At 50.7% G+C, this 24,920-nt stretch carries 17 protein-coding genes; 10 read left to right on the forward strand and 7 right to left on the reverse strand.

Annotation, left to right across the window (positions count from 1 at the left end; genetic code table 11):
- Positions 1–104 precede the first annotated feature (104 nt).
- From E1H14_RS03455 to E1H14_RS03475, 5 genes are all read right to left on the reverse strand, one after another.
- On the reverse strand, positions 105–2,366 hold the full coding sequence (locus tag E1H14_RS03455; protein ID WP_200834020.1) for a GumC family protein: 2,262 nt from the start codon (positions 2,364–2,366) through the stop codon (positions 105–107).
- Positions 2,367–2,930, reverse strand: a complete 564-nt coding sequence (locus E1H14_RS03460) for a polysaccharide biosynthesis/export family protein (protein ID WP_149390061.1) — start codon at positions 2,928–2,930, stop codon at positions 2,367–2,369.
- 126 nt (positions 2,931–3,056) lie between these two features.
- Complete coding sequence (locus E1H14_RS03465; protein ID WP_235017372.1) at positions 3,057–4,205, reverse strand: outer membrane beta-barrel protein; 1,149 nt, start codon at positions 4,203–4,205, stop codon at positions 3,057–3,059.
- 68 nt (positions 4,206–4,273) lie between these two features.
- Complete coding sequence (locus E1H14_RS03470) at positions 4,274–4,741, reverse strand: hypothetical protein (protein ID WP_149390063.1); 468 nt, start codon at positions 4,739–4,741, stop codon at positions 4,274–4,276.
- Positions 4,742–4,904: 163 nt separating this feature from the next.
- On the reverse strand, positions 4,905–6,305 hold the full coding sequence (locus tag E1H14_RS03475; RefSeq protein WP_149390064.1) for an O-antigen ligase family protein: 1,401 nt from the start codon (positions 6,303–6,305) through the stop codon (positions 4,905–4,907).
- A 155-nt stretch (positions 6,306–6,460) separates the two neighbouring features.
- Here E1H14_RS03475 and E1H14_RS03480 point away from each other — a divergent pair, with 155 nt between their 5' ends.
- Genes E1H14_RS03480 through E1H14_RS03490 form a run of 3 tightly spaced genes read left to right on the forward strand, consistent with a single transcriptional unit; the run spans position 6,461 to position 12,630 of the window.
- Positions 6,461–11,263: an NAD-glutamate dehydrogenase gene (locus E1H14_RS03480; RefSeq protein WP_149390065.1), complete on the forward strand. Its 4,803-nt coding sequence runs from the start codon at positions 6,461–6,463 to the stop codon at positions 11,261–11,263.
- Between the two features lie 41 nt (positions 11,264–11,304).
- On the forward strand, positions 11,305–11,547 hold the full coding sequence (locus tag E1H14_RS03485; RefSeq protein ID WP_149390066.1) for a DUF2835 domain-containing protein: 243 nt from the start codon (positions 11,305–11,307) through the stop codon (positions 11,545–11,547).
- A gap of 51 nt (positions 11,548–11,598) precedes the next feature.
- On the forward strand, positions 11,599–12,630 hold the full coding sequence (locus tag E1H14_RS03490) for a quinone-dependent dihydroorotate dehydrogenase (RefSeq protein WP_149390067.1): 1,032 nt from the start codon (positions 11,599–11,601) through the stop codon (positions 12,628–12,630).
- A 102-nt stretch (positions 12,631–12,732) separates the two neighbouring features.
- Here the strand turns inward: E1H14_RS03490 and rmf are convergent, their stop codons facing one another.
- Positions 12,733–12,939, reverse strand: coding sequence for a ribosome modulation factor (gene rmf / locus E1H14_RS03495; protein ID WP_149390068.1), 207 nt, complete (start codon positions 12,937–12,939; stop codon positions 12,733–12,735).
- Between the two features lie 291 nt (positions 12,940–13,230).
- On the opposite strand from rmf, the gene rlmKL reads away from it, so the two are divergent.
- Positions 13,231–15,411: a bifunctional 23S rRNA (guanine(2069)-N(7))-methyltransferase RlmK/23S rRNA (guanine(2445)-N(2))-methyltransferase RlmL gene (gene rlmKL / locus E1H14_RS03500; protein WP_149390069.1), complete on the forward strand. Its 2,181-nt coding sequence runs from the start codon at positions 13,231–13,233 to the stop codon at positions 15,409–15,411.
- A gap of 96 nt (positions 15,412–15,507) precedes the next feature.
- Here the strand turns inward: rlmKL and gltA are convergent, their stop codons facing one another.
- Positions 15,508–16,791: a citrate synthase gene (gene gltA / locus E1H14_RS03505; RefSeq protein WP_149390070.1), complete on the reverse strand. Its 1,284-nt coding sequence runs from the start codon at positions 16,789–16,791 to the stop codon at positions 15,508–15,510.
- Between the two features lie 445 nt (positions 16,792–17,236).
- Here gltA and sdhC point away from each other — a divergent pair, with 445 nt between their 5' ends.
- The 6 genes from sdhC (at position 17,237) to odhB (ending at position 24,900) form a co-directional block, all read left to right on the forward strand.
- A complete protein-coding gene (gene sdhC, locus E1H14_RS03510; RefSeq protein WP_149390071.1) occupies positions 17,237–17,614 on the forward strand; it encodes a succinate dehydrogenase, cytochrome b556 subunit in 378 nt (125 codons plus the stop codon).
- Positions 17,608–17,955 carry a succinate dehydrogenase, hydrophobic membrane anchor protein gene (gene sdhD, locus E1H14_RS03515; protein ID WP_149390072.1) on the forward strand — a complete coding sequence of 116 codons (348 nt, stop codon included), beginning with the start codon at positions 17,608–17,610 and terminating at the stop codon, positions 17,953–17,955. Before sdhC ends, sdhD begins: the two co-directional genes overlap by 7 nt.
- A 3-nt stretch (positions 17,956–17,958) precedes the next feature.
- Positions 17,959–19,731, forward strand: a complete 1,773-nt coding sequence (gene sdhA / locus E1H14_RS03520) for a succinate dehydrogenase flavoprotein subunit (protein ID WP_149390073.1) — start codon at positions 17,959–17,961, stop codon at positions 19,729–19,731.
- Positions 19,732–19,743: 12 nt separating this feature from the next.
- Complete coding sequence (locus E1H14_RS03525; protein WP_149390074.1) at positions 19,744–20,448, forward strand: succinate dehydrogenase iron-sulfur subunit; 705 nt, start codon at positions 19,744–19,746, stop codon at positions 20,446–20,448.
- A 356-nt stretch (positions 20,449–20,804) separates the two neighbouring features.
- Positions 20,805–23,636: a 2-oxoglutarate dehydrogenase E1 component gene (locus E1H14_RS03530; RefSeq protein ID WP_149390075.1), complete on the forward strand. Its 2,832-nt coding sequence runs from the start codon at positions 20,805–20,807 to the stop codon at positions 23,634–23,636.
- A 49-nt stretch (positions 23,637–23,685) separates the two neighbouring features.
- Positions 23,686–24,900 (forward strand): 2-oxoglutarate dehydrogenase complex dihydrolipoyllysine-residue succinyltransferase, encoded by a 1,215-nt coding sequence (odhB, locus tag E1H14_RS03535; protein WP_149390076.1) that lies wholly within the window; start codon positions 23,686–23,688, stop codon positions 24,898–24,900.
- Positions 24,901–24,920 lie beyond the last annotated feature (20 nt).

The raw sequence follows: 24,920 nt of genomic DNA on the forward strand, positions 1-24,920 counted from the left end.
GCCCTGTTCATCGAGATGAGCAGGGCTTTTTTGTGATCGACTGAGATCAAATCAGAGAGTATTTCAGTCGATCCGATCCGCATAAAAATTTGGATTACAGGCCTTCAAGCCTTAGATCCCTGGCTGTAGCCATAGTAATCATAATAACCACCATAGCTATAGCCTTGTTTCTTGGCTTTTTTGATATCTACTTGGTTCAGTACCACGCCACTGATCGGTGCACGATTCTGTAACAGCTGGCCGACACCATTCACAGCCAGAGGCCGCGCGGTGGATTCTGCCTTCACCACATAAATGACACTATGCGCCATCTTGGCGATGACAAGCGCATCACTCACTGCCTGCACCGGAGGCGAGTCGATCACGATGCGATCATACTGGTTGCTTAACACCTTCAAGGCGTTCGCAAAGCGTTCGTGTGAAAGGAGCTCCAGCGGATTGGGTGGCACAACGCCTGCAGGCATAATGAAGATACCATCTACTTCTTGAATCGTGTCTTCCAGTCGGGCTGTGCCGGAGATTAAGTTGGCTAAACCGGGTGTGCCGACCGGAAAATCGAAGCTTTTGGCCATGGTAGGGCGACGCATATCGGCTTCGATGAGCAGCACCTTTTCCATCTGTCCCATCGCATAGGCCAGGTTAGCGGCTACGGTACTCTTGCCTTCGCCCGGAATCGAGGAGGTGACGACGTAAGATTTATGCTCAGTATTGATATCTGAGAGTAACAGACTGGTTCGAATGGTGCGGATGGACTCGGCAAAGGCTTTATTTTTGCTTTCCGCAAACATATGTGCCATGGCTTTTCGATCCTGTTTGCCCATGAGTGGCAGGATGCCCAAGACAGGCAGATTCAGTTTGTTTTCAATCTCTTCAATGCCCTTAAAGGTATTGTTTAGAATATTGAGCAGCAGCACCAGGCCGACACCGAGCATACCGGCCAAAACACCGACTACGGCAATGATCAGCGCTTTTTTCGGTTTAATCGGACCGCCAGGTACAACGGCGCGATCAACGATTCGGGCATTGGCGGTTTCCAGATCCGTAGTGGCCGCGGTTTCTTTAAGGCGTGTCATGAAGGTGTCGTGCAGGGCACGATTGGTATCTACTTCACGCTGTAGTTCACGTAACTGAAACTCTTTGCGTGAAATATCTTGGATCTGTTCTTTATTTTCCTGAACGGAGCGTTGCAGCGCACGTTCGTTGGCGAGTGCGAGTTGGTAATTACGCTCGATACTGGCAACAATCTGCTCAACCTGTGCCTGCAGGCTGGCACGAGCTGCAGTTAAATCACTTTGTGCCGCTTCCATCACTGGATGTCTAGGCCCATAACGGCCTGAAAGCTCTTCTACTCGGGCACGAGCGCGGGCTTCTTCGGTTTTGAAGCTTTGGATCAGTGGGTTGCTCAACACCGCTGGAACGGAAGCGATACGCTCCCAGCCTTGTGAGCTTAAGCCCTGCACTTGGCGGAACTCGCTTTCTGCTTCCGCACGGCGACGGCGTGCATCCACCATACGATCACTGGTGGAACTGAGCTCTGAGGCTGTGACTGTAAGAATGCCCCCGACGTCAACGATGCCTTCTTGATCACGGAAGGCTTGGAGCTTGGCTTCAGCGCTTTGTAGGTTGCTGCGCAGCTCGGTCAGGCGCGTATTCATCCAGTTGGTGGCAGAGAGTGACATCTCCATGCTGGCATCTAATTGGCCTTCGATAAAACCTTCCGCAATCGCATTCGCAATTTGTGCGGCGGTAAATCGATCCGCTATGTCCACGTGAATGCGGACAAGCTGACTGCGTCCTACCTGCTCAACAGAGATGCGTGTCATTAAGCTGCGTGTGGCGCGATCTATTTTATCCTCTTCCGATAGACTGATTGGAGTATCGTCCTCTGCAACCATTGAAGCGAGATTACCGCTCAGAAGTTGTGTAATCTCTAAACGATTGATTAAGCCTTTTATATCGATGAGCGGAGGTGGGGCTTGCTCTGGATCAAACTCATAATGATTGTGCAGATTCAGACGGCGCACAACACGTTCGGCTAAACCGCGTGACTTCAGCAATTCAAATTGCGTTTGCAGGTATTCGTTACCTGAGCCTTCGATACCATACACCTGTTCGATGGAGACGATATTCGCACCCTGACGTTCAATCAGTAGGGTTGCGGTGGCTCGGAAAATGGGTGTTATAGAATAAACAACAAGCGTTGCCAAAATCATGGCAATCGAGACTAGTGTTAGGATGCTCCATTTGCGTCGCCATACGGTGGCAAACAAAGCACCGAGATCGATCTCTTCTGCTTTTTGGTTCAGCCAATTATTCTGCGGTGACTGCTGAGCATGGGTAGGAAGGTTAGGCTGTGCATCCATCATTTAAAAAAAGCCCTGATCAATTTGAATAATATCCCCAGGGTTGATCTGGGTGTCCATGTTGGCCGAAACCGGACGGCGTTCTGTGTCACCATCCCGAATGACGCTCATGCGCCTTTGTGATGCGCGCTCGGTGAGTCCACCTGCCATGGCGACGGCTTGACGCAGTGTCATGCCCGGTTGATAGGGATAACCCCCTGCGTTACGCACTTCGCCGGTAATAAAGAATTCGCGGTATTCCAGAACGCTGACGCTGACATTGGGGTTGACAAGAAAATCCCCCTCCAAGCCAGCGCGCAGCTGAGCTTCGAGTTCTGAAGCCGTCATGTTCAGAGCACGTACCTCACCTAGAAAAGGGTAGGAAAATGCGCCTGCATCGTTGAGCCGGACACGTTCGAGTGATAAGTCCGGTTCGCCAAAGACGCTGATCTTAATCACATCGCCGGAGGAAAGTCGGTATTGGCTACTCTGTGTGTTGGCCTGTGCGAAAGTGGAAAAAAAGCAGATAAAAACAAAGGCAACCCAGGTTAAGTGCTGTAACAGGGCTTTAGTTTTTTTGTAGGGCATTGCGAATACATCTCCTGAGATCAAATGCCTTGAATACTAAGGGTCAAGCTCTGAACCTTGGGTGAATCGGATTGCTTGTCAGGCGTTGTAAAGCCTGACAAGCAATCAACCTAAGCGATCCAATACTTAGAGTGCGACATTGAGCTGGAGTTTATAGATATTGCGATCATAGCTTTCACTGGCTAATGAGGAGCTTTTATCGGTGTATTGGTAACCTAAGGTGATATCCATCCAACGACGCAGATCATAGGTCACGCCGAACCCTGCACTTTTGATGGTATCGCTGCGATTGATGCTGTCGTAGTCTTTATCGGTATGGCTCAAATCGACCTTAGTGCTGATAAAGCTGCTCCAGTTATGCGTCCAATCCAGACTGGTGCGGGTGGTTTTAATGCTGTCGGCACCATCGTCACCCTCATCGATTCCACGATTTAAGCCCAGATTAAAGGTGCTGTATGTCAAAGGTTGCCAAATCGCATTGACTTCCCAGCTGGAAGAGCTCTTGTCGGCTTTGCTGGAATCTTTGAAATCTTTTTTCACACGACCGATTTTGGCGGTACCGGTGGTGAAAGCGGTAGCCTCCCAGCGCACACCTGCCAGGTAGGTCATGTTATGGCTGTCTAGGGCGCTGTTGGAGCGATAGTCGAACTCTGCGCGGCGCACTTCAGTCAAGAGCTGAGTTTTCGGTGCAACACGGTAGTAAAAAATACCTTTGATGCTATCGGTATTCCGCTCTTTATCAAAATTGACGTTATTGTCGGTACGCTTACGCGCATGATCGGCACCGAATTCAAGGTTCATACGGGCGCTTGGGGCGCCAAATACATAGCCTGCCCCCAGGTTATGATTACTGAAGCGATCATTGACACCTGGCACATTGGTGTCGGCGACATCTTCAGTTTTGGCAAAATCGTAATAAGCATTGAGGCGATTGCGAACATCAAACTCCCAATCGGCTGATGCCGCAACGAAGTGATCCGTATTGTTCAGGCTGGATTTTGAGTGGAAATAATCGTGTACAAAACTATAGCTTAAAATGTACCGGCTTTTATTGCTTTCAGCGCTCAGTGAAATACCGGGTTCGATTTGGGAAATCGAAGAGGATTCCGCATCGTTGTTAGCGCGAAAGTTATCATCGTAACTGTGTGTGAGTGTCAGCGTCGGTGTGGCCGCGAAGGGGCCAAGGTTGAAACTCGCAGGTTCGAGTGCCCAAGCAGAGTTGGCTGCCGCAATCGATACCGCCAGTAGGATGGCGCGTTTCATTTTAGTCTTCATCATCATTTCATCCGTGTTTTCTCACACGCACTCTCTTTGGAGTGCTGTGTGAGCAGGGTTGATTACTATTAGTTTGGGCTTGCCGGTGTAGGCGTGCTGCTGCCACCGCCTGACGGCGCTGAACGTGTTGGTGCGGCAGCGGCTAAGGCACCCGCTGCAGGGGCGGCACTCACGGCAGACTCTTGACCTGCTGCCGGTGTTTGCGCAGCTAAAACGGTTTCGGAAATGGCGCCGGCTAAGCTCGGGGCTGCGTTGATGGCTGTGGCCGTGATTTCAGCGGACATCTCTGGGTGGCTTTTCACCGCAGCGGCGACGATCGCCGCAACAAGAGCTTCGTTTTCACCTGCGGCCAGAATCATCGATTCAAGCACCGCCAGAATGGCTTCAGCATCTTCAGCGGCAAGCACTAACTCCATCTGTTCTTGGGTGAGGGTGATGCCTTCAGCTTGCAGGGCATCCAGCAAGGCTTGGTCCGCCAGTGCGGTACCGCTTGCCAGTAGACTACTCAGAGCTAAGGCTAGGAGTGTTTTGCGCATGGTTAAATCCTCGGTCTGTTTGGTTTTCGTTCTATCTAGGAAGAGTGTCCCTGAGATAGGGTAAAAGGCCTAAATCACTACCACACAGATCCAGGCACAGAATACACAGAGTTGTATATTCCCAGAGTTTCTGCATCTCAGAAATTGTTAGTTGTGAATAATACTATCGAGAGAAAGAGGGGGCTTGGCTGCGTGTTTTGGAGGATTTGTTTAGGTTGAGATACGCCGCTTGATAGGCCATCGCACAGGCGAGAGTAAATAGTGCCGCATTCGCGGGAATTTGCAGATTAAAGTCGGTCGTTGAGTGAATCAGAATCGCTAGGATAGCCATCGCACTGCCAAATCCCAAACCGCTGGTATAGGTGCTTTGGCGTTGTATTAGAGCTTTAAGCGCACAGAAAAGTGCGAGAAGTACAAACAGCGCTAAAGGCAGGCTGCCGATCGCACCGTATTCCAGCCAAAATTGAAAGTAGTCGTTGTGGGCATGATCAAAATGGCTGCCAAAACCGGGTCCACTGGGGCCGATAAAGACATCTTCAAAACTACCGGCACCATAACCCTGCCAGGGGTTGGCTTGGATGATGGGATAGATGCGCTCATTGGCTAGCGCGCGTAGATCATTAATATTGAGGACGATCTGTCCGGCTTCTTGGCTAATACTGACTTCGGTGTTGGCGAGGCGGTTTTTTAAGCGCTCAAAACCAAAAAACTGGCTGATGATTAAAATGTCGATCAGGATAATGCTGATTAAAATCAATGAGTTCCTGCCACGGTTTTCCGGCGTGAACAGAATAAACAGGCTGCCCATAATCACTAAACTGGTGAAAAAGGCGGTGTTGCCCATGCGCGAGTGGGTCATCACGAGGCCGATGACCATGACGATCAGCGCTAGACGTAAACGCGCTTTAGGGCCGAGCAGTAGCTCCAATAGGTTGCGCCAACTGAATGGACGGCCATCACGCAGGGCGAGCATTAGCCCTATGCCTAAGCTCAAAACCATCGCTAGATAACCGGCTAGATGATTACGGTTGACGAAACTGCCGGAAGCGCTGCTCCGACTTTTTTCCTGTCCCCAGGGTAGCCAATCTACCCCTGAAAGTACGGTGATGGAGCCATAAAAAGCCTGAAGTGTGCCACTGATGAGGATCACACTCAGTAAGAGGGTTAAGCGCTTACGTGTGTTAAACACTTGTACAGTCAGAACAAAGAGCAGTGTATAGCTGAGGCCTAGAAAGAGTTGATGAACGCTGCGCCCGAGGTGAAGTGTTGGATTGAGATAGAGCTGCACGAGTCCCCAGAGCTGGGTGAGGAGCAAGCAGCTTAGCATGCTGATTAATATCCAGCGCCCGGATGAGCGGCGTGTGAATCGTGTCCGCTCGGAGTTCAATAGCGTGAATGCACCCCAGGCTAAGGCCAAAGCGCTGATCAGGATCATGAAGAGTGCCATAGACCAAGGCCGGTTGCTGCCTAAAGGAATGGGTAACCAAAGAATGAGAGCCAGAAGTCCAACGACGACCAGACGTTCGCTCAGTGAGCTGGGCGGGTGCGCGGCACGAGAGGGCATGCTGGAATTCCTTTTGCGAGTCTGGGCCTGAGCTTGCGATTCGAGCTGTTTACTCTAGGCTTTAGGTAGCTTCGTGAATTGTCGCATTATGCGTAAAGCCACCGTCTGCTGCAATTCAACTTTATGCGCCGACTTATTAAGGATGGTCATGGATTATGTTGAGTCATCTGGAACTAAAACTAGCCCTAAAAACGCAACTCATCACCCATATTCAAGAGCTGTTTGAACCTGAGCGTGCTGAAGTCTTGACGGCTTTTGTTGAGCACTTTTTCCGGCACTTTCCAGAAAGAGATCTGAAACTTTGGCGTTCGGATGATCTCTTGGGTGCGATATTGGACCTTTGGTCTTTTTTTGAGGATTCGGATGATCGTGCGCCTCAGGTCCGTGTCTTTAACCCGAGCTTTGAGCAAGATGGCTGGCAGTCGTTGCATAGTGTGGTGTTTGTGCGTTCAACCGATATGCCGTTTTTGGTGGATTCATTACGCATCGCGTTGAATCACTTAGATCTTTCGATCCACTCGATTCATAACATGCAATTGCCAATCCGAAGGCAGGGCGCTAAGGCGGTTATTGAGGCGCTTGAGCCGTTAGAGGCCTCTTTAGAGTCACTGATTTTTATTGAAGTGGATCGCCATACTGAGCATTTGCGCCTGACACGTATTCAGCAAGAGTTGGTTAAAGTGTTAGAGGAGGTGCGTGATGCCGTGAAGGATTTTGCGGCGATGCGTGTTGCGTTGCTAGAGCAGTCTGAAGCCTTTGCGACCTATGCCGAGCGCTTCCCCGATCATGACTTCTCTGAAGTTCAGGCTTTTATTACCTGGTTAGAACGCCATTTTACCTTTTTAGGCTATGAGGTATTGGATCGGGTGCCGAAGGATCAGGGCTTGGGTTTGCAGCCTGTCCCCGATACAGGCCTTGGCCTGTTAAGTGCGTGTGATGCCAGTTGTCGGCGTGCGCTGTTAGATGAAGTCGTTGAGCTGCATGAATGGGTGCACTTTACCAAAGCGAATGATCGCTCCCGTGTCCATCGCCCAGCTTATCCTGATGTCATCAGTTTTAAGCGATTGGATGATCAGGGTGAGATTATAGGTGAGGTGCGATTTTTGGGGCTTTACACCTCCAGTGTGTATTTTCAATCTGCTTATGATATTCCCATCGTGCGTGACAAGATCCAGCGGGTGATGCAGGCCTCGAATTTGATGCCACAGGGCCATGATTGGAAAACACTCAATCAAATTTTACAAACCTTTCCCCGTGATGATCTGTTTCAGATCTCCGCGCAGGCTTTAGCCGAGGTCGCGATCAGTATTTTAGAGATACGTGAGCGCCGGCAGATCCGTGTGTTTATTCGGAGGGATACGCTTGGGCATTATTTTTCGGTGTTAGTCTATGTGCCGCGTGATATTTATAGCACTGAGTTTCGGATTGCCGTAGAAACTCTGCTCAAGCAAGCCTTGGCCTGTGATCAAGCTGAGTTCACCACCTATTTCTCTGAATCGGTGTTGGCACGTACGCAGTTCATTCTCCGCTCTTCGCAAAGGCAAGCCTTGACCTATGAGTATGATGTCGAAGAGATTGAACAGCAGATCCGTAATGCGGCGCGAAGCTGGGATGAGGATTTCCATCACGCTTTGATTGAGGCTTTGGGCGAAGAGCAAGGCTTGCAGCGTTTTAATGAGTTTTCTAGAGGCTTTCCGGCCAGTTACCGATCCCATTTTTCGCCGCGTACAGCGGTGGTTGATCTTCAGCATATGTGGCCCCTGTCTGCTGCTAATCCGATTGCGTTGAGTTTTTATCGTGCCTTTGATCGTGATGAGGGCACGCTGAATTTTAAACTCTTTCATTTGCAGGATTCTTTGCCCTTATCGGATGTGATCCCGATTTTGGAAAATCTCGGATTGCGGGTGATGGATGAGCATCCATATGAGATTGAGGCCGGTGGGCGAACCCTTTGGATACATGATTTTAACCTTTGTTATGGCGGCCAATATGACTTGCCTAGACAGACCCTGCAATCGAATTTTGAAGAAGCTTTTTTGCAGATCTGGTCGGGTCATACGCTGAGTGATGATTTTAATAAGTTGGTATTGGGTGCGGGTTTGACCTGGACGCAGGTTCGCATTCTGCGTGCCTATGCCGCCTACATGAAGCAGATACGCTTTCCGATCAGCACGGAAGCCGTGAGTGCTGCTTTAAATCAACATGCGGGCATTACGCATGATTTGGTGCAGCTGTTTTATGCCCGCTTTGAGCCGGGGCAGGGGCAGCAGGAAGCACAAGAGGTGATAGAGGCACGTATCTTGAGTGCTCTGGAGGAGGTGTCGAGTTTAAACGAAGATCAAGTCATTCGTCAGTATGTGTTGCTGATTAAGGCAACGGTGCGGACGACCTATTTCCAATCTGCCGGACAAGGCCCTAAGCCCTATTTGGCATTTAAACTGCTGCCGGCAGAAATTCCCAATCTACCTGAACCGCGTCCTTTATATGAGATTTTTGTGTTTTCGCCTCAAGTGGAAGGGGTGCATCTGCGTGGTGGCAAGGTTGCACGCGGTGGCTTGCGCTGGTCCGATCGTAAGGAGGATTACCGCACTGAGGTCTTGGGATTGGTGAAGGCTCAGCAGGTGAAAAATGCGGTGATTGTCCCGGTTGGCGCTAAGGGTGGTTTTATTGCCAAGCGCCTGCATCCGCAAATGACGCGGGATCAATGGTTGGAGGAGGGGATTGCCAGTTATCGTTTATTCATCAGCGCACTGCTGGATCTGACGGATAATTTGCTGGAGGGGCAGGTGGTGCCACCTGCCGATCTGGTGCGCCATGATGAAGACGATACCTATCTGGTGGTGGCGGCGGATAAGGGTACGGCGACTTTTTCCGACATCGCTAACGAGATCGCACAAGCCTACGGTTTTTGGCTAGGGGATGCCTTTGCTTCGGGAGGAAGCCAGGGCTACGACCATAAAAAGATGGGGATTACAGCGCGCGGTGCTTGGGTGTCAGTGGAGCGTCATTTCCGTGAAATGGGTCACAATACGCGTACACAGCCCTTCCGCGTGATCGGCATTGGTGATATGTCGGGTGATGTTTTTGGCAATGGCATGTTGTTATCGCAGCAGATTCAATTGGTTGCAGCTTTTAATCACCAGCATATTTTTATAGATCCGAATCCCGATCCAGCCAGCAGTTTTGCGGAACGTCAGCGTTTGTTCCAGCTGCCGCGTTCGGGTTGGAATGATTACGATAAGAACCTGATCTCTGCTGGGGGCGGTGTGTTTGATCGCGCTGCGAAATCTATCCCCTTAAGCGCTGAAGTTAAACACTTGACCGGCTTGACGGTGAATCGGATTACACCGAATGAGTTGATTTCCGCACTCTTACAGGCGCCGGTGGATCTGTTATGGAATGGTGGGATCGGCACCTATATTAAAGCCAGTAGTGAGCAGCATACGGATGTGGGTGATAAGGCGAATGACGCTCTGCGTGTCGATGCCTCCTCTTTGCGCTGTAAAGTGATCGGTGAGGGGGGCAATTTAGGCATGACGCAAAAAGGGCGTATGGAGTATGCGCGTTTAGGCGGACGTTTGAATACGGATTTCATTGACAACGCAGGTGGTGTCGATTGCTCCGACCATGAGGTCAATATCAAAATTATGCTGAACGAGATGCTGGCAGCGGGGGATATCACACTCAAACAGCGTAATACTCTGTTACAAGAGATGACGGACGAGGTGGCGGCCTTGGTGTTGCGCAATAATTATCGTCAGGTTCAGGCTTTGACCTTGGCACAGCGGCGCTCACTCATCGCCATGGCCGAATATCAGCGCTTTATTAACAAGCTGGAAGCGCAGGGTAAGCTCAAGCGTTCCTTAGAGTTTATTCCGAATGATGAGCAGCTGGAGGCGCAGCGCTTAGCTGGGTTGGGTTTGTCACGTCCTGAGCTTTCGGTCTTAGTTTCTTACAGTAAGGCTGATTTAAAAGAGCGTTTACTGGCCACGGATCTGCCGCTTGATCCCTATGTGGCAAGAGAGCGTGTCACGGCATTTCCCGCGCAGCTGCAAGCACGTTATCCACAGGCGATGGCACAGCATCGATTGAGCCGTGAAATTGTCGCAACACAGGTGGCCAATCAGATCGTCAATCTGATGGGGATTAACTTTGTTGATCGCCTGACAACTTCGACGGGTGCGGATGTGGAGCGCGTGACGCGTGCCTATATTCTGGTGCGTGATGTGTTTGATGTGCTGAGTGTCTGGCAAGAGATTGAATATCTCGACTATCAAGTGGATGCCAATATCCAGCTGGAGATGATGGAGCGCTTGCAGTATCTGGTGCGTCATGCAACACGCTGGTTTATTCGCAATCGTCGAGGTGAACTTGATTGTGAGCAGGAGCAGCAGCGTTTTTATCAGCCGTTAAAACAGATGGGGCAGGAGTTAGGTGAGCTGCTCTGTGGTGAACCGCGTCAGGAATGGGAAGCGGTGTATGAGCGCTACCGCGAGGCTCAGGTGCCGGAGGCCCTAGCAAAATTGATGGCCGGTGTGAGTTATCTCTTCCCGGCCTTGGGTGTGATCGAGGTTGCCTTGGAGAATGAGGTGAGCTTGAGGCGGGCGGCGGAAGCTTTTTATGCGATCGGAGAGCGCTTAGAGCTACACTGGTTTGCTCAACAGTTGAATCGTTTGGAGGTGGATACCTACTGGCAGGCCTTGGCCAGAGATGCCTTCCGCGATGATCTGGATTGGCAGCAGCGCGCCTTGATGACCACGCTGCTACGTTACCCTGAAGAGCAGCCGATACAGCATCAAATTGATCAATGGGTGGCTCAGAATCAGCCGTTGCTGGAACGTTGGGATCGTGTATTGGTGGATCTAAAAAATGCTAAAAATCAAGATTATGCAATGTATACTGTCGCCGTGCGCGAGCTGTTTGATTTAGCGCGAACCTGTATCTATACGCAAAATTAAAGGTGCCGAGAGCACCTTTCGTTGTGACGCGGAGGGTGCTTATGCAGCATCTGATTATTGATTTGTTCATCCCCCGAGAAGAGTTTCTGAAATACTACAAGGGCATCGCCTCGCAGGTGAACTGCCGAGCGCGAGATGGTCGTGTTGTGAGCTTGCCGGTCAAAAATCTGCTGCCGTTTCTCACGCATAGCGGGGTGCGTGGCAGCTTTGTCATCTACTTTGAGCGGGGCGGGAAGTTGGTGAGCATCAATCGCCTTGCTCAGGCTGCGCCTGTCAATTCATAGGTGCATGCGGGTATAATGGCAAACTAGTTAATCACGAATATCGAGACACCCATGTTATATTCGCTTGCACGATCCATGATGTTCAGAATGGATGCTGAAAAATCCCATGACCTAGCTTTAGGTGGGATGAATCTTGTTGCCAATCTGGGGTTGCACCATCTAGCCGGTGCGCGTCAGCGAGATTTGCCTGTTGAAGTGATGGGCATACGCTTTCCCAACCCGGTAGGCTTAGCGGCGGGGCTGGATAAAAATGCCAGTGCCGTGGATGGATTATCCGCGATGGGCTTTGGATTTATCGAGGTGGGAACCGTGACGCCTCGGCCACAAGAGGGGAACCCAAAGCCTCGCTTGTTCCGCATTCCCGAGCACTCGGCCATCATCAACCGCATGGGTTTTAATAATGCGGGTGTGGATCAGCTGTTGAAGAATCTGGATAACAGCCGCTATAAGGGCATTCTAGGGATCAACATCGGTAAGAATAAAGACACCTCTAACGCTCAGGCGAACGAGGATTATCTGTATTGCTTGCGTAAGGTGTATACCCGTGCCAGTTATGTCACGGTGAATATCTCTTCTCCGAATACACCCGGCTTGCGGACTCTGCAGTTTGGGGACTCTTTGAATAGCCTTCTGGATGCGATGAAGTCGGAGCAGGCCCAATTGACGCATCTGCACGGTCGTTATGTGCCGATTGCTGTCAAGATTGCACCAGATATGAGTGAAGAAGAGTTTGAGCTGGTCGCGGGTTCCTTAAAAACCTATGAAATGGATGCGGTGATTGCGACCAACACCACGCTATCGCGTGAAGGGGTAGAGGACTCACCTCTGGCTGCTGAAGCAGGAGGCTTGAGTGGCGCACCGGTGCGCAATAAGTCGACTGGAGCGATTCTACAGCTGTCTAAACATCTGAAAGGTGCTTTGCCGATTATAGGTGTGGGGGGAATTACCGAAGGCTTTGATGCGGCGGAAAAGATCGAAGCAGGCGCGAGTCTAGTTCAGATCTATACCGGTTTTATCTATTCAGGCCCGAAGCTGGTGCAAGATGCCGTGCAAGCCATCTCTAAGCTGGATAAGTTTCGCTAAGGCGTTAGGTGGTTAAGAGCGAACGGGTTTGAGGGGTGATTCTTGAGTCCGTGGCAACTGCTGAGAGCGGCCACGGACAGCATCCAATTAGAGATTAGAGAATCAGCCTAGGGCTGGGTTTACCTGAATCGCAGAAACGCCGGACATACCATTCCAGTGTGCTTCGCGTCCTTCACGCCAACCGCTCATCCAGCAACTTCGCAGATCCGTCGTCTGGACTGGACACTCTTCGCGCGACTTGCCCGTTAGGCCGGCATTAAATCCGCGATTAAAAAGAGTTGTGCTGCGGTCTCGTTTCTGTTTTCTCATGATAACGCCTCTCATACTTCTATTTATCATAGCGCAGGCCTCTAGAGTGCTCTGCGAGTGGCCGTGAGGAAAAACATCTAACCCTCACACTCTATTGATAACTGAAAACTCAGCGGAAAGCGATTTAATTAAACTATAATTTTTTAGTCATACGATAGTCACCTTTAGCCAGCAGATGCAGCATTGTGAATGATTTCAAATGCTTAGAAGAGAGTTGCGAAAAAGGGGCTAGGTATGAAAAATTTTCACCTATTGGCATGTTAAGTCTCTAGCGTGCGCGGCGAGGAAAGTATGGCGGAAAGTCAGCGTTATGAATTTGCACAGCATTGGTTTGTGACCTGTCCAAAAGGGTTGGAATTTCTATTGGCAGACGAGCTCAGTGCGTTCGGTGCACAGCAGGTGAAGCAGACGGTCGCGGGTGTCTCTTGCCAGGGTGATTTGAGTTTGGGCTATCGTATCTGTCTAGAGTCGCGGCTCGGCAGTCGTGTGCTCATGCCCTTACTCGACGCGCCTGTGCATACGGCAGAAGAGTTGTATGCGGCAGTGCAGAGCATCGCCTGGATTGATTATCTTCGCCCCTCGGGTAGCTTAAGTGTTGATTTTAATGGCCAAACGGCGGCGATCAACAATACCCATTTTGGTGCCTTAAAGGTTAAGGATGCGATTGTTGATCAGCTGCGTGATTTAACCGGGCAGCGTCCTTCGGTGGAGCGTCAGAACCCGGAGTTAAGAATTAATGTGCATCTGGCTAAGGGGCGGGGTGTGATTGCTCTGGATATGTCGGGCGAGAGCTTGCATCGACGGGGTTATCGTTTAAAGGCGGGTGCGGCGCCGATCAAGGAAAATTTAGCGGCGGCGGTGCTCTTGCGTGCCGGTTGGCCGGCACAGTCTGAGCAGTTGGAGTGCTTGGTCGATCCCATGTGCGGTTCAGGGACGCTCTTGATCGAAGCGGCGATGATGGCGGCGGACATAGCGCCAGGTTTGTTACGACAGCAATTTGGTTTTAGCCGTTGGATTCAGCATGATCGGACTTTATGGCAGTCGATTCTTGCTGAGGCTAAAGCGCGTGCGGAAGCTGGAAAAGCGGCGTTCCGCTGGCGTTTATGGGGATCGGATCAAGATGCTGAAGTGCTCAAGCGGGCGCGTGAAAATGCGCAGCGTGCGGGGGTTGCGCAGTGGATCGATTGGCAAGAGATACCGCTGGCACAGTTGAAAAATCCCGGTGCCAGTGGCAAGGGCTTGTTGATTACGAATCCCCCTTATGGGGAGCGATTGGGTGATACGCAGCACTTAATGTTTCTCTATCGTCAACTTGGGCATCTGCTAAAACAGGAGTTTGCGGGCTGGCAGGCTGGAGTGCTGACCTCCAATCCCGACCTGTGCAAGGTGATGGGGCTGAAATCACACAAGTCTTATGCCCTGTATAACGGTGCTTTGGAAAGCCGCTTGTTTTTGTTTGATGTGTTTGCTGAGCGTGTTCAAGATGCAGAGACCGCTTCTGAGGTGAAGACGCCTGTGGTTTTGAGCGAGACGGTGCAGATGTTGGTCAACCGTTTGCAGAAGAATCGCAAGAACTTGTCACGCTGGTTGAAAAAGTCGGAAATTGAGTGTTACCGCCTGTATGATGCCGATATTCCTGAGTATGCGGTGGCGATTGATGTCTATGCAGATCAGGTGATTGTGCAGGAGTACCAAGCTCCGGCGCACATCGATCAGATTAAAGCCTTTAGTCGGTTATCGGATGTGGTGTTGGCAGTTTCTGAGGTGTTGGGCATTCCCACCGATGAAGTGGTCTTAAAGCGGCGTAAACGCCAGCAGGGCACGGATCAATATGAGCGCCAGGATCACACTGAAAACTTCCGCACCGTGCAGGAGCATGGCTGTCGTTTACAGGTGAACTTGCAAGACTATTTGGATACAGGCCTGTTTCTTGACCACCGCCCGGTTCGGTTGAAGATTCAGCAGCTGGCGCAGGGCAAAGAGGTGTTGAATCTCTTCTGCTACACCGCTTCAGCCAGTGTGCATGCCGCGCGTGGCGGGGCATTGAGCACGACGAGTGTAGATATGTCGGCCACCTATCTGGATTGGGCAAAGCGTAATTTTCAGTTGAATCAATTCGATCTGAAAGCGCACAAGTTTATCCGTGAAGATTGCTTGAAATGGTTAAAACGACAGACTGCGGCCAGTTATGATTTGATTTTTATGGACCCGCCAACCTTCTCGAATTCTAAACGTATGGAGGGGGTGTTAGATGTGCAGAGAGATCATGTCGAGTTGATCGAAGATGCGATGCGCTTATTACGAAAGGACGGTTTGTTGATTTTCTCAAACAACAATCGACGCTTTAAAATGGATTATGATGCCTTGGCAAAATTTGAGATTCGGGATATCACCCCGAGTACACTTGATCCCGATTTTAAACGTAATCCGCGTATCCATTCATGCTTTGAAATTCGCTATCGAGGCAATTGATTTATATTCATCCCCTGAGGATTTATGGCTTCAGGGGATTTTAAACAGAAAAAACCCAGCGCAATGGCTGGGTTTTTTTGCTCCGTCAATCAGTGATTAACGATCAGCGGGATAATCGCGCTGTGTGTAACCGGTATAAAGCTGGCGTGGACGACCGATGCGGTTCGGACTGGAGTGGAATTCATTCCAGTGCGAGATCCAACCGATGGTGCGCGACAGAGCAAAGATCACTGTAAACATATTGGTTGGAATACCAATCGCTTTCAGGATGATACCGGAATAGAAGTCGACGTTTGGATAAAGCTGGCGCTTAACAAAGTATTCGTCTTCCAAAGCGATCTGTTCCAAACGCTTCGCGATCTTCAGCAGAGGATCGTTCTCGATACCCAGTTCAGCCAGAACTTCATCACAGGTTTTCTTCATAACTTTGGCGCGTGGGTCAAAGTTACGATAAACACGATGACCGAAGCCCATCAGACGGAAAGAATCTTCTGGATCCTTGGCGCGCGCGATAAACTCAGGAATGTTCGACTCGTCACCAATCTCTTCAAGCATAGTCAGAACGGCTTCGTTGGCACCACCGTGAGCCGGTCCCCACAGGGCGGCAATGCCCGCAGCGATACAGGCAAATGGGTTAGCGCCTGAAGAGCCCGCAAGACGCACAGTTGAAGTGGACGCGTTCTGCTCATGATCGGCATGCAGAGTAAAGATGCGATCCATCGCGCGTGCCAGAACAGGGCTGACTTCGTAATCGGAGCAAGGCGTCGCGAACATCATACGCAGGAAGTTATCGGCGTAGCTACGATCATTACGTGGATACATGAACGGCTGGCCGATCGAGTACTTGTAGCACATAGCCGCCAGAGTAGGCATCTTAGCAATCAGGCGGTAAGCGCAGACTTCACGGTGATGCGCGTTGTTGATATCCAGAGAGTCGTGATAGAACGCAGACAGCGCACCGACTACACCGCACATGATGGCCATGGGGTGTGCGTCACGACGGAAGCCTTTGAAGAATTGGCTTAACTGCTCATGCACCATCGTGTGGTTGCTGATGGTGTTGTGGAAAGCTTTGTTTTGCTCAGGAGTAGGCAGTTCACCGTTAAGCAGCAGATAGCAAACTTCGAGGTAGTCTGATTTTTCGGCAAGCTGTTCAATCGGATAACCACGGTGCAGCAGGATGCCCTGGTCGCCGTCTATATAGGTTATCTGTGATTCACAGGCCGCAGTAGACACGAAGCCGGGATCATAGGTGAAAAGACCCTTGCCGGTCAGAGGGCGAACATCAATGACATCAGGACCCTCTGTACCAGAGTAGACAGGCAGTTCAATTGTGTCGTCCAGCCCATCGACCGTCAAACGTGCTTTCTTGTCAGCCATAGTTGGCTCCTATCATTCGGTTTAATTACAACGACTTGTATCCAGTCGCTTGATTCAACTGTTAAGTGTTGACCTGATAAAGGACCTGCCAACTATAGAGTTTGTCACGCGATTGTCAATTCAACATAAAGGCGAATAGTGCATTGCAGCATAAAAAATAATTGATGGGGTGAGTGATCTGTTTTGTCGACAAAACACTAAAAGCCGACTGTGCACGGGCCAGAAGTAAACTCAGGCGGAATCGGCCTTATACCATTGTTGTACATGACTTGTGTCGCGTTGTATTCAATAGGGTAAGTGACTATACTCCGTGCCCTGAGTTGACATTGTACTTGTGTGCAATGGCACAACTGTGCAATGCCAGTTCGGTTCTCCGAGCGACTGCTTCTGAGCACTTCCTAGCAACCAAGTTCCGCACAGGGACTCAAAAGTGTGAAATAGAGCCGTGAACAAAAAACGACCTGTAAATCTAGACCTTCAAACCATTAAATTGCCCTTACCGGCAGTTACTTCCATTATCCACCGCGTAACGGGTGTAGCGTTGTTTTTCGGCGCGATCTTTGTGGTGTACGTATTTGGACTGTCTTTGCAGTCTCAGGCCGGTTTTGATGCCGCGTCTGATCTGTTGAGTAACAGCTTCCTGGCAAAACTCATTATGTGGGGTTTTGTATCGGCACTGCTTTATCATTTTGTTGCGGGTATCAAACACCTGATCATGGATCTGGGCCACTGCGAAGAGCTGGAAAGCGGTAAGCTTGCAGCCAAAGTGACTCTGATTGTGGCGGGCGTTCTGGTTCTTCTGGCAGGAGTATGGATATGGTAACCAGCATTACTAACTTTGGCCGTAGCGGTCTGTATGACTGGATGATGCAGCGTGTGACTGCTGTAGTTCTGATGGCATACACCGTCTTTATTATCGGCTATCTGCTGTTCTCCTCTGATCTGACTTATGCTCAGTGGAGTGCGCTCTTCGAAAATACCTTCATGCGTCTGTTCACACTGTTGGCAATCTTGTCTATGGCAGCGCATGCCTGGATCGGTCTGTGGTCGGTTTCTACTGACTATATCAAACCAACCGGCATACGTTTTGTGTTTCAGTCCGTTTGTGGCCTGCTCGCGTTTGTCTACGTTGTGTGGGGCATTCAGATTCTGTGGGGTTTGTAAGCGATGTCTAAATTGCGTACGTTAACGTTTGACGCGATCGTAGTAGGTGGCGGTGGTGCTGGCATGCGTGCCGCATTGCAGTTGGCTCAGTCAGGCTTAAAAACGGCTTGTGTGACTAAAGTCTTCCCAACCCGCTCACACACAGTATCCGCTCAAGGCGGTATCACTTGTGCGATTGCCAGTGCGGATCCGAATGATGATTGGCGTTGGCACATGTATGACACCGTCAAGGGTTCCGATTATATCGGCGACCAGGATGCGATTGAGTATATGTGCTCAGTTGGTCCGCAGGCGGTGTTTGAGCTGGATCACATGGGGCTGCCTTTCTCACGTACCGAAACGGGTCGTATTTATCAGCGCCCATTCGGTGGTCAGTCGAAAGGCCCCGATAATCCCACTCAGGCTGCGCGTACTTGTGCGGCGGCTGACCGTACCGGTCATGCGCTTCTGCACACTCTGTACCAGGCGAACATGAAAGCGGGTACCACCTTCTTAAATGAGTGGTACGCGGTGGATCTGGTCAAGAACGCAGACGGTGCGGTGGTGGGTTCTATTGCAATCTGCATCGAAACCGGCGAAACCGTCTACATCAAAGCTAAAGCAACCGTTCTGGCAACAGGTGGTGCGGGCCGTATCTACGCTTCAACGACTAACGCTCTGATCAATACCGGTGACGGTATGGGTATGGCGCTGCGCGTTGGCGTACCTGCTCAGGATATGGAGATGTGGCAGTTCCACCCAACCGGTATTGCCGGTGCTGGGGTTCTGGTCACAGAAGGTTGTCGCGGTGAAGGTGGATACCTGATCAATAAAGACGGCGAGCGCTTTATGGAGCGTTATGCGCCAAACGCGAAAGACCTGGCCGGTCGTGACGTTGTTGCGCGTTCTATGATTCTGGAGATCCTCGAAGGTCGCGGTTGCGGTCCAGAGGGTGACCATGTATTGCTGAAGCTGGATCATCTGGGTGAAGAGGTATTGCACTCTCGTCTGCCGGGTATCTGTGAGCTGGCGAAAACATTTGCGGCCACCGATCCGGTGAAAGAGCCGATCCCTGTGGTTCCAACCTGTCATTATATGATGGGTGGTTTGGCAACCAACATTGGTGGTCAGGTGATTGCACCAGACGCTGAAGGCAATGATCACATTGTTCAGGGTCTGTTTGCGTGCGGTGAAGTGGCTTGTGTATCGGTACACGGTGCTAACCGTTTGGGCGGCAACTCTCTGCTTGACCTGGTGGTCTTTGGTCGTGCGGCGGGTATGCAGATCGAACAGCAGATGCGTGACGGTTACGAAGTTAAAGATGCGACCGATGCCGACATCGATGCGGCGATGGCACGTCTGAACCGTCTGAACAACTCCACTAGCGGTGAGAAAGTGGCCGATGTACGTAAAGAACTGCAGAGCACGATGCAGCTTTACTTCGGTGTATTCCGTGATGGTGTGAGTATGGAGAAGGGTCTGAAGCTGTTGGGTGAGATCCGTAAGAAGGTCGAAAACCTGCACCTGGAAGACAAGTCTTTAGCATTCAACACCTCACGTATCGAAGCTCTGGAGTTGGAAAACCTGCTTGAAGTAGCGGAAGCGACTGCGGTTGCGGCTGTTGAGCGTAAAGAGTCGCGCGGTGCGCATGCCCGTAATGACTTCACTGAGCGTGATGACGAAAACTGGCTGTGCCATTCGGTCTATTTCCCAGCTGATAAGCGTATAGGTAAGCGTGCGGTGAATTTTGCACCGAAAACGATGGATCCGTTCCCGCCGAAAGTCAGAAGTTACTAAGGGGTTGCTACGATGCTGGTAAGTGTATATCGCTATAACCCTGAAACAGACGATGCACCTTACATGCAGGATGTCCATATCGACATTCCTGGTGGTAAAGACATCATGGTGCTGGATCTGCTTCAGTTATTGAAAGAAAAAGATACAACCATGACCTTCCGTCGCTCATGCCGCGAAGGTGTGTGTGGATCAGATGGTATGAACATGAACGGCAAAAATGGCCTGGCATGTATCACTCCTCTGTCTGCGGTGGTTGAAAAGGACAAGCTGGTTCTGCGTCCTCTGCCAGGTCTGCCTGTGGTGCGTGATCTGGTTGTAGATATGTCACAGTTCTACAAACAGTACGAAAAGATCAAGCCTTACCTGATGAACGATACACCGGCTCCGGCAATCGAGCGTCTGCAGTCTCCAGAAGACCGTGCAGAGCTGGATGGTCTGTATGAGTGTATTCTGTGTGCTTGCTGTTCAACGGCTTGCCCATCTTTCTGGTGGAATCCAGATAAGTTCATCGGTCCTTCTGGTTTGCTGCAGGCGTACCGTTTCTTGGCCGATACGCGTGATACGGCAACTGAACAGCGTTTGGCTGAGTTGGATGATCCGTTCAGCGTTTTCCGTTGCCACGGTATCATGAACTGCGTCAATGTTTGTCCAAAAGGTCTGAATCCAACTAAAGCGATTGGTAAGATCCGTAACATGCTGATTCAGCGTGCGACCTGATCATTACCTAGCGAGATAAAAACGGCGCTTCGGCGCCGTTTTTTTTAAGCCTAAGGTCTATTTTTTGGCTTAGTCGGATATAACCTTATGCTATTTAGTTTTGCTACAAAAAATCATGTACCCATAAGGTCTATGTTACGTGGCGGCTTATTTTCTGTAGAATTTCTACTGCAAGAGCTGTGTTAAGATTCGTTCAAAAGTCGTAGAATATTCGGGCCTTGTCGGGGCTGAATGAATCGCGACCGGGCGATATAACCAGAAATCGGTAATCAGCAAAGGGGTGGCGCGCTCTCTGGTGGCGAGGAGGTGGTGCAGCCTTGCCGGACAGCTTCCCCATGACTCAGGGTGATATAATAATGCAAGACAGCATGATGGAGCTGATGTGGAAGAATGCACATCTGTACGGTGGCAATCTTTCATACATAGAACAACTATACGAAACTTACCTGATGGACCCAAACGCTGTTCCGGTAGAATGGCGTGAAGAGTTCGATCATCTGCCTAAGGTAAGCGATAACCTCACACAGGATATTCCACACTCTCCGATCCGTGATCATTTCCTTGTTCTGGCTAAGACTCAGCGTCGTGCTCTGCCGGCTGCTATTAGCAGTGTCAGCTCTGAGCATGAGAAAAAGCAGGTGCGCGTCCTGCGCATGATCAATGCCTACCGTGTTCGTGGTCATCAGGTTGCCCATATCGATCCTTTGAATCTGCTGCAGCGCGAGCCAGTGCCAGATCTGGATCCTCGTTTCCATGAGCTGTCTGAAGCTGATTTTGACACCAGCTTCCAGTTAGGTTCCCTGTTCTTCGGTCCTGAAGAAGCTCCTCTGCGCGATATTCTTGCTGATCTGAAAAAGACCTACTGCTCTTCTGTAGGTGCTGAGTATATGCACATTGTTGATACTCAGGAAAAGCGTTGGATTCAGTCCCGTATGGAGCCTGTACGTTGTGATCCGGTGCTGGCGCCGGAAGCACGTAAACATATACTCGAGCGTTTGACGGCAGCGGAAGGCTTAGAGAAATATCTGGGTGCTCGTTATGCCGGTGCGAAGCGCTTTGGTGTTGAAGGGGGTGAGTCACTGATCCCTTGTTTAGATGAGCTGATTCAGCGTGCTGGTAAAGATGGCGCTAAAGAAGTTGTGATCGGTATGGCGCACCGTGGACGTTTGAACGTTCTGGTCAATATTTTCGGTAAAAACCCTGCGGATCTGTTTGGTGAGTTCGAAGGCAAGCGTGTCATCGAAACTTCCGGTGACGTGAAGTACCACCAGGGCTTCTCTTCTAACGTCATGACTCCAGGCGGTGAAGTCCATCTGGCGATGGCGTTTAACCCGTCTCACTTGGAGATCGTTTCTCCTGTGGTTGAGGGCTCTGTGCGTGCGCGTCAGGATCGTCGTGATGATGAGGTGGGTGCGTCGGTTATTCCAGTTTCCATCCACGGTGACGCTGCTTTTGCGGGTCAGGGCGTGGTTATGGAAACCTTCCAGATGTCCCAAACCCGTGCTTACAAAACGGGGGGTACTATCCACATCGTCATCAATAACCAGGTAGGTTTTACCACGTCTAAGAAAGAAGACGCGCGTTCAACTGAATACTGTACTGATGTTGCGAAAATGGTTCAGGCACCGATCTTCCATGTAAACGGTGATGATCCTGAAGCCGTCCGTTTTGTCACTCAGCTGGCTCTGGAATTCCGTAACGAATTTAAGAAAGACGTGGTCATCGATCTGGTTTGCTACCGTCGTCGTGGTCATAACGAAGCGGATGAGCCATCTGGAACTCAGCCTTTGATGTACAAGCAGATCAAAGTGCAGAAAACCACGCGTGAACTCTACGCACAGCAACTGATTGATGCCGGTGTGATCTCTGCTGAAGAAAGCAAAGAGATGGAGCAAAGCTATCGTAAAGCGCTGGAAAACGGTGAGCACGTGGCTAATGCTCTGGTCATGGAGCCGAACAAAGAACTCTTTGTGGATTGGAAACCTTACTTAGGCCATGCCTGGTCGTTTGAAGCCGACACGCGTGTTGATATCAAACTGCTGCAAGAGCTGGGTAACAAAATGTGCCAGTTCCCAGAAGGGTTTGCGATTCAGCGTCAGGTTGAAAAGATCTATGAAGATCGTCGTCGTATGGCGGCAGGTGCTATGGAAATTAACTGGGGCTTCGCTGAAACCCTGGCCTATGCCACCATGCTGGCAGAAGGTTTCCCTGTGCGTATCACCGGTCAGGACGTAGGTCGTGGTACCTTCTCACACCGTCATGCCGTGGTGCACAATCAAAAAGATGCCAGCACCTATGTACCTCTGAAACACCTGGCAGATGATCAGCCAGATTTCACTATCTATGACTCTTATTTGTCTGAAGAAGCGGTTCTGGCCTTCGAATACGGTTACGCGACCACGATGCCTAACTCTTTAGTGATCTGGGAAGCTCAGTTTGGTGACTTTGCTAACGGTGCTCAGGTGGTGATCGATCAGTTCATCACGTCTGGTGAGCACAAGTGGGGTCGTCTCTGTGGTTTGACTATGCTGTTGCCGCATGGCTTCGAAGGTCAGGGTCCTGAGCATTCTTCTGCGCGTCTGGAGCGTTTCTTACAGCTTTGTGCTGAGCACAATATTCAGGTCTGCGTACCGACGACTCCATCACAAATTTTCCACCTCTTGCGTCGTCAGATCACACGTCCGCTGCGCAAGCCATTGGTGGTGATGTCTCCAAAATCACTGCTGCGTCATAAGCAGGCCATTTCGACCCTCGAAGATCTGGCTGAAGGCACGTTCCTGCCGGTGATTGCTGAGACCGATAAACTGGATCCGAAAAAAGTTAAACGCCTAGTGATGTGTAGCGGTAAGGTCTACTACGATCTGTATAACCGTCGTGCAGAGCTGGAAAAAGATGATGTTGCCATTGTTCGTATTGAGCAGCTGTACCCCTTCCCTGAGGAAGCGCTGGCCAATGCGATTGCTGAATACACCAACCTGGAATCGGTTGTTTGGTGTCAGGAAGAGCCAATGAACCAGGGTGCTTGGTATTGCAGTCAGCACCACATGCGCCATGTATTGCAGCGTCATAACCCTGCATTGCATCTGGAAGGTGTGGGTCGTCCGCATGCCGCTGCCCCAGCGGTGGGTTACATCTCTGCGCACGTTGAGCAGCAAGAACAGCTGGTCAATGAGGCGATTAACGGTTAATAAACAGTTCGCAAGCGAACGCTAGAGCAGCATATAAAAAGGAAAGAACATGAGCATCGAAATCAAAGCACCCACGTTTCCTGAGTCTGTAGCGGACGGTACCGTTGCAACCTGGCACAAACAGCCAGGTGAAGCTTGTGCCGCCGATGAGCTGATTGTCGATATCGAAACCGACAAAGTGGTTTTGGAAGTGGTTGCGCCGGCTGATGGTGTCATCAAAGAGATCCTGAAGGGCGAAGGTGATACCGTTCTGAGCGAAGAAGTTTTGGCGGTATTTGAAGCAGGCGCTGCAGCGTCTGCGGCGCCTGCACAGGCCGCAGCACCTGCTGCGAGCGCGGATGTCGCCACGGATGCGGAGAAGATCGGTCCTGCGGCACGCAAGCTGATCGATGAGCACAATCTGGATGCTTCTCAGATTCCTGGAACCGGCAAAAACGGTGGAATCACTAAAGAAGACGTACAGAACTTCATCAACAACCGTGGCGCGGCACCTGCGGCGGCTCCAGCGGCTGCTGCTAAACCAGCGGCTGTGGCGGCACCGCTGAACATCCCAGCGGGTCAGCGCATCGAGAAGCGTGTACCTATGACGCGTCTGCGTGCAACCATCGCTAAGCGTTTGGTAGAAGCACAGCAGAATGCTGCAATGTTAACGACTTATAACGAAGTTAACATGAAGCCAGTTATGGATCTGCGTTCTAAGTACAAAGATCTGTTTGAGAAAACGCACAATGGTACGCGTCTGGGCTTTATGTCTTTCTTCGTGAAAGCCGCTACCGAAGCGCTGAAGCGTTTCCCAGCAGTGAATGCGTCTATCGATGGTAACGATATGGTTTATCATGGTTACCAGGATATCGGTGTTGCCGTATCGACTGATCGTGGTTTGATGGTACCCGTTTTACGTGATACCGACAGCATGAGTTTGGCAGATGTGGAAGCTACGATTGCTGACTTTGGTAAGCGTGGCCGTGATGGCAAGCTGGGTATGGAAGATATGCAGGGCGGTACCTTCACGATCACTAACGGTGGTGTGTTCGGTTCCCTGATGTCCACTCCGATTCTGAACCCACCACAGACGGCTATTCTGGGTATGCACAAAATCCAGGAGCGTCCTATGGCGGTAAACGGCCAGGTTGTGATCCTGCCGATGATGTATTTGGCGCTGTCTTACGATCACCGTATGATTGATGGTAAAGAAGCTGTGCAGTTCCTGGTGGCAATCAAAGATCTGCTGGAAGATCCTGCACGTCTGCTGTTGGATGTCTAAGCCGGTCCACTGTCCATTAA

Origin of the sequence: Nitrincola tapanii, assembly GCF_008368715.1 — a bacterium.
In the GTDB taxonomy this organism is placed as follows: Bacteria; Pseudomonadota; Gammaproteobacteria; order Pseudomonadales; family Balneatricaceae; genus Nitrincola; species Nitrincola tapanii.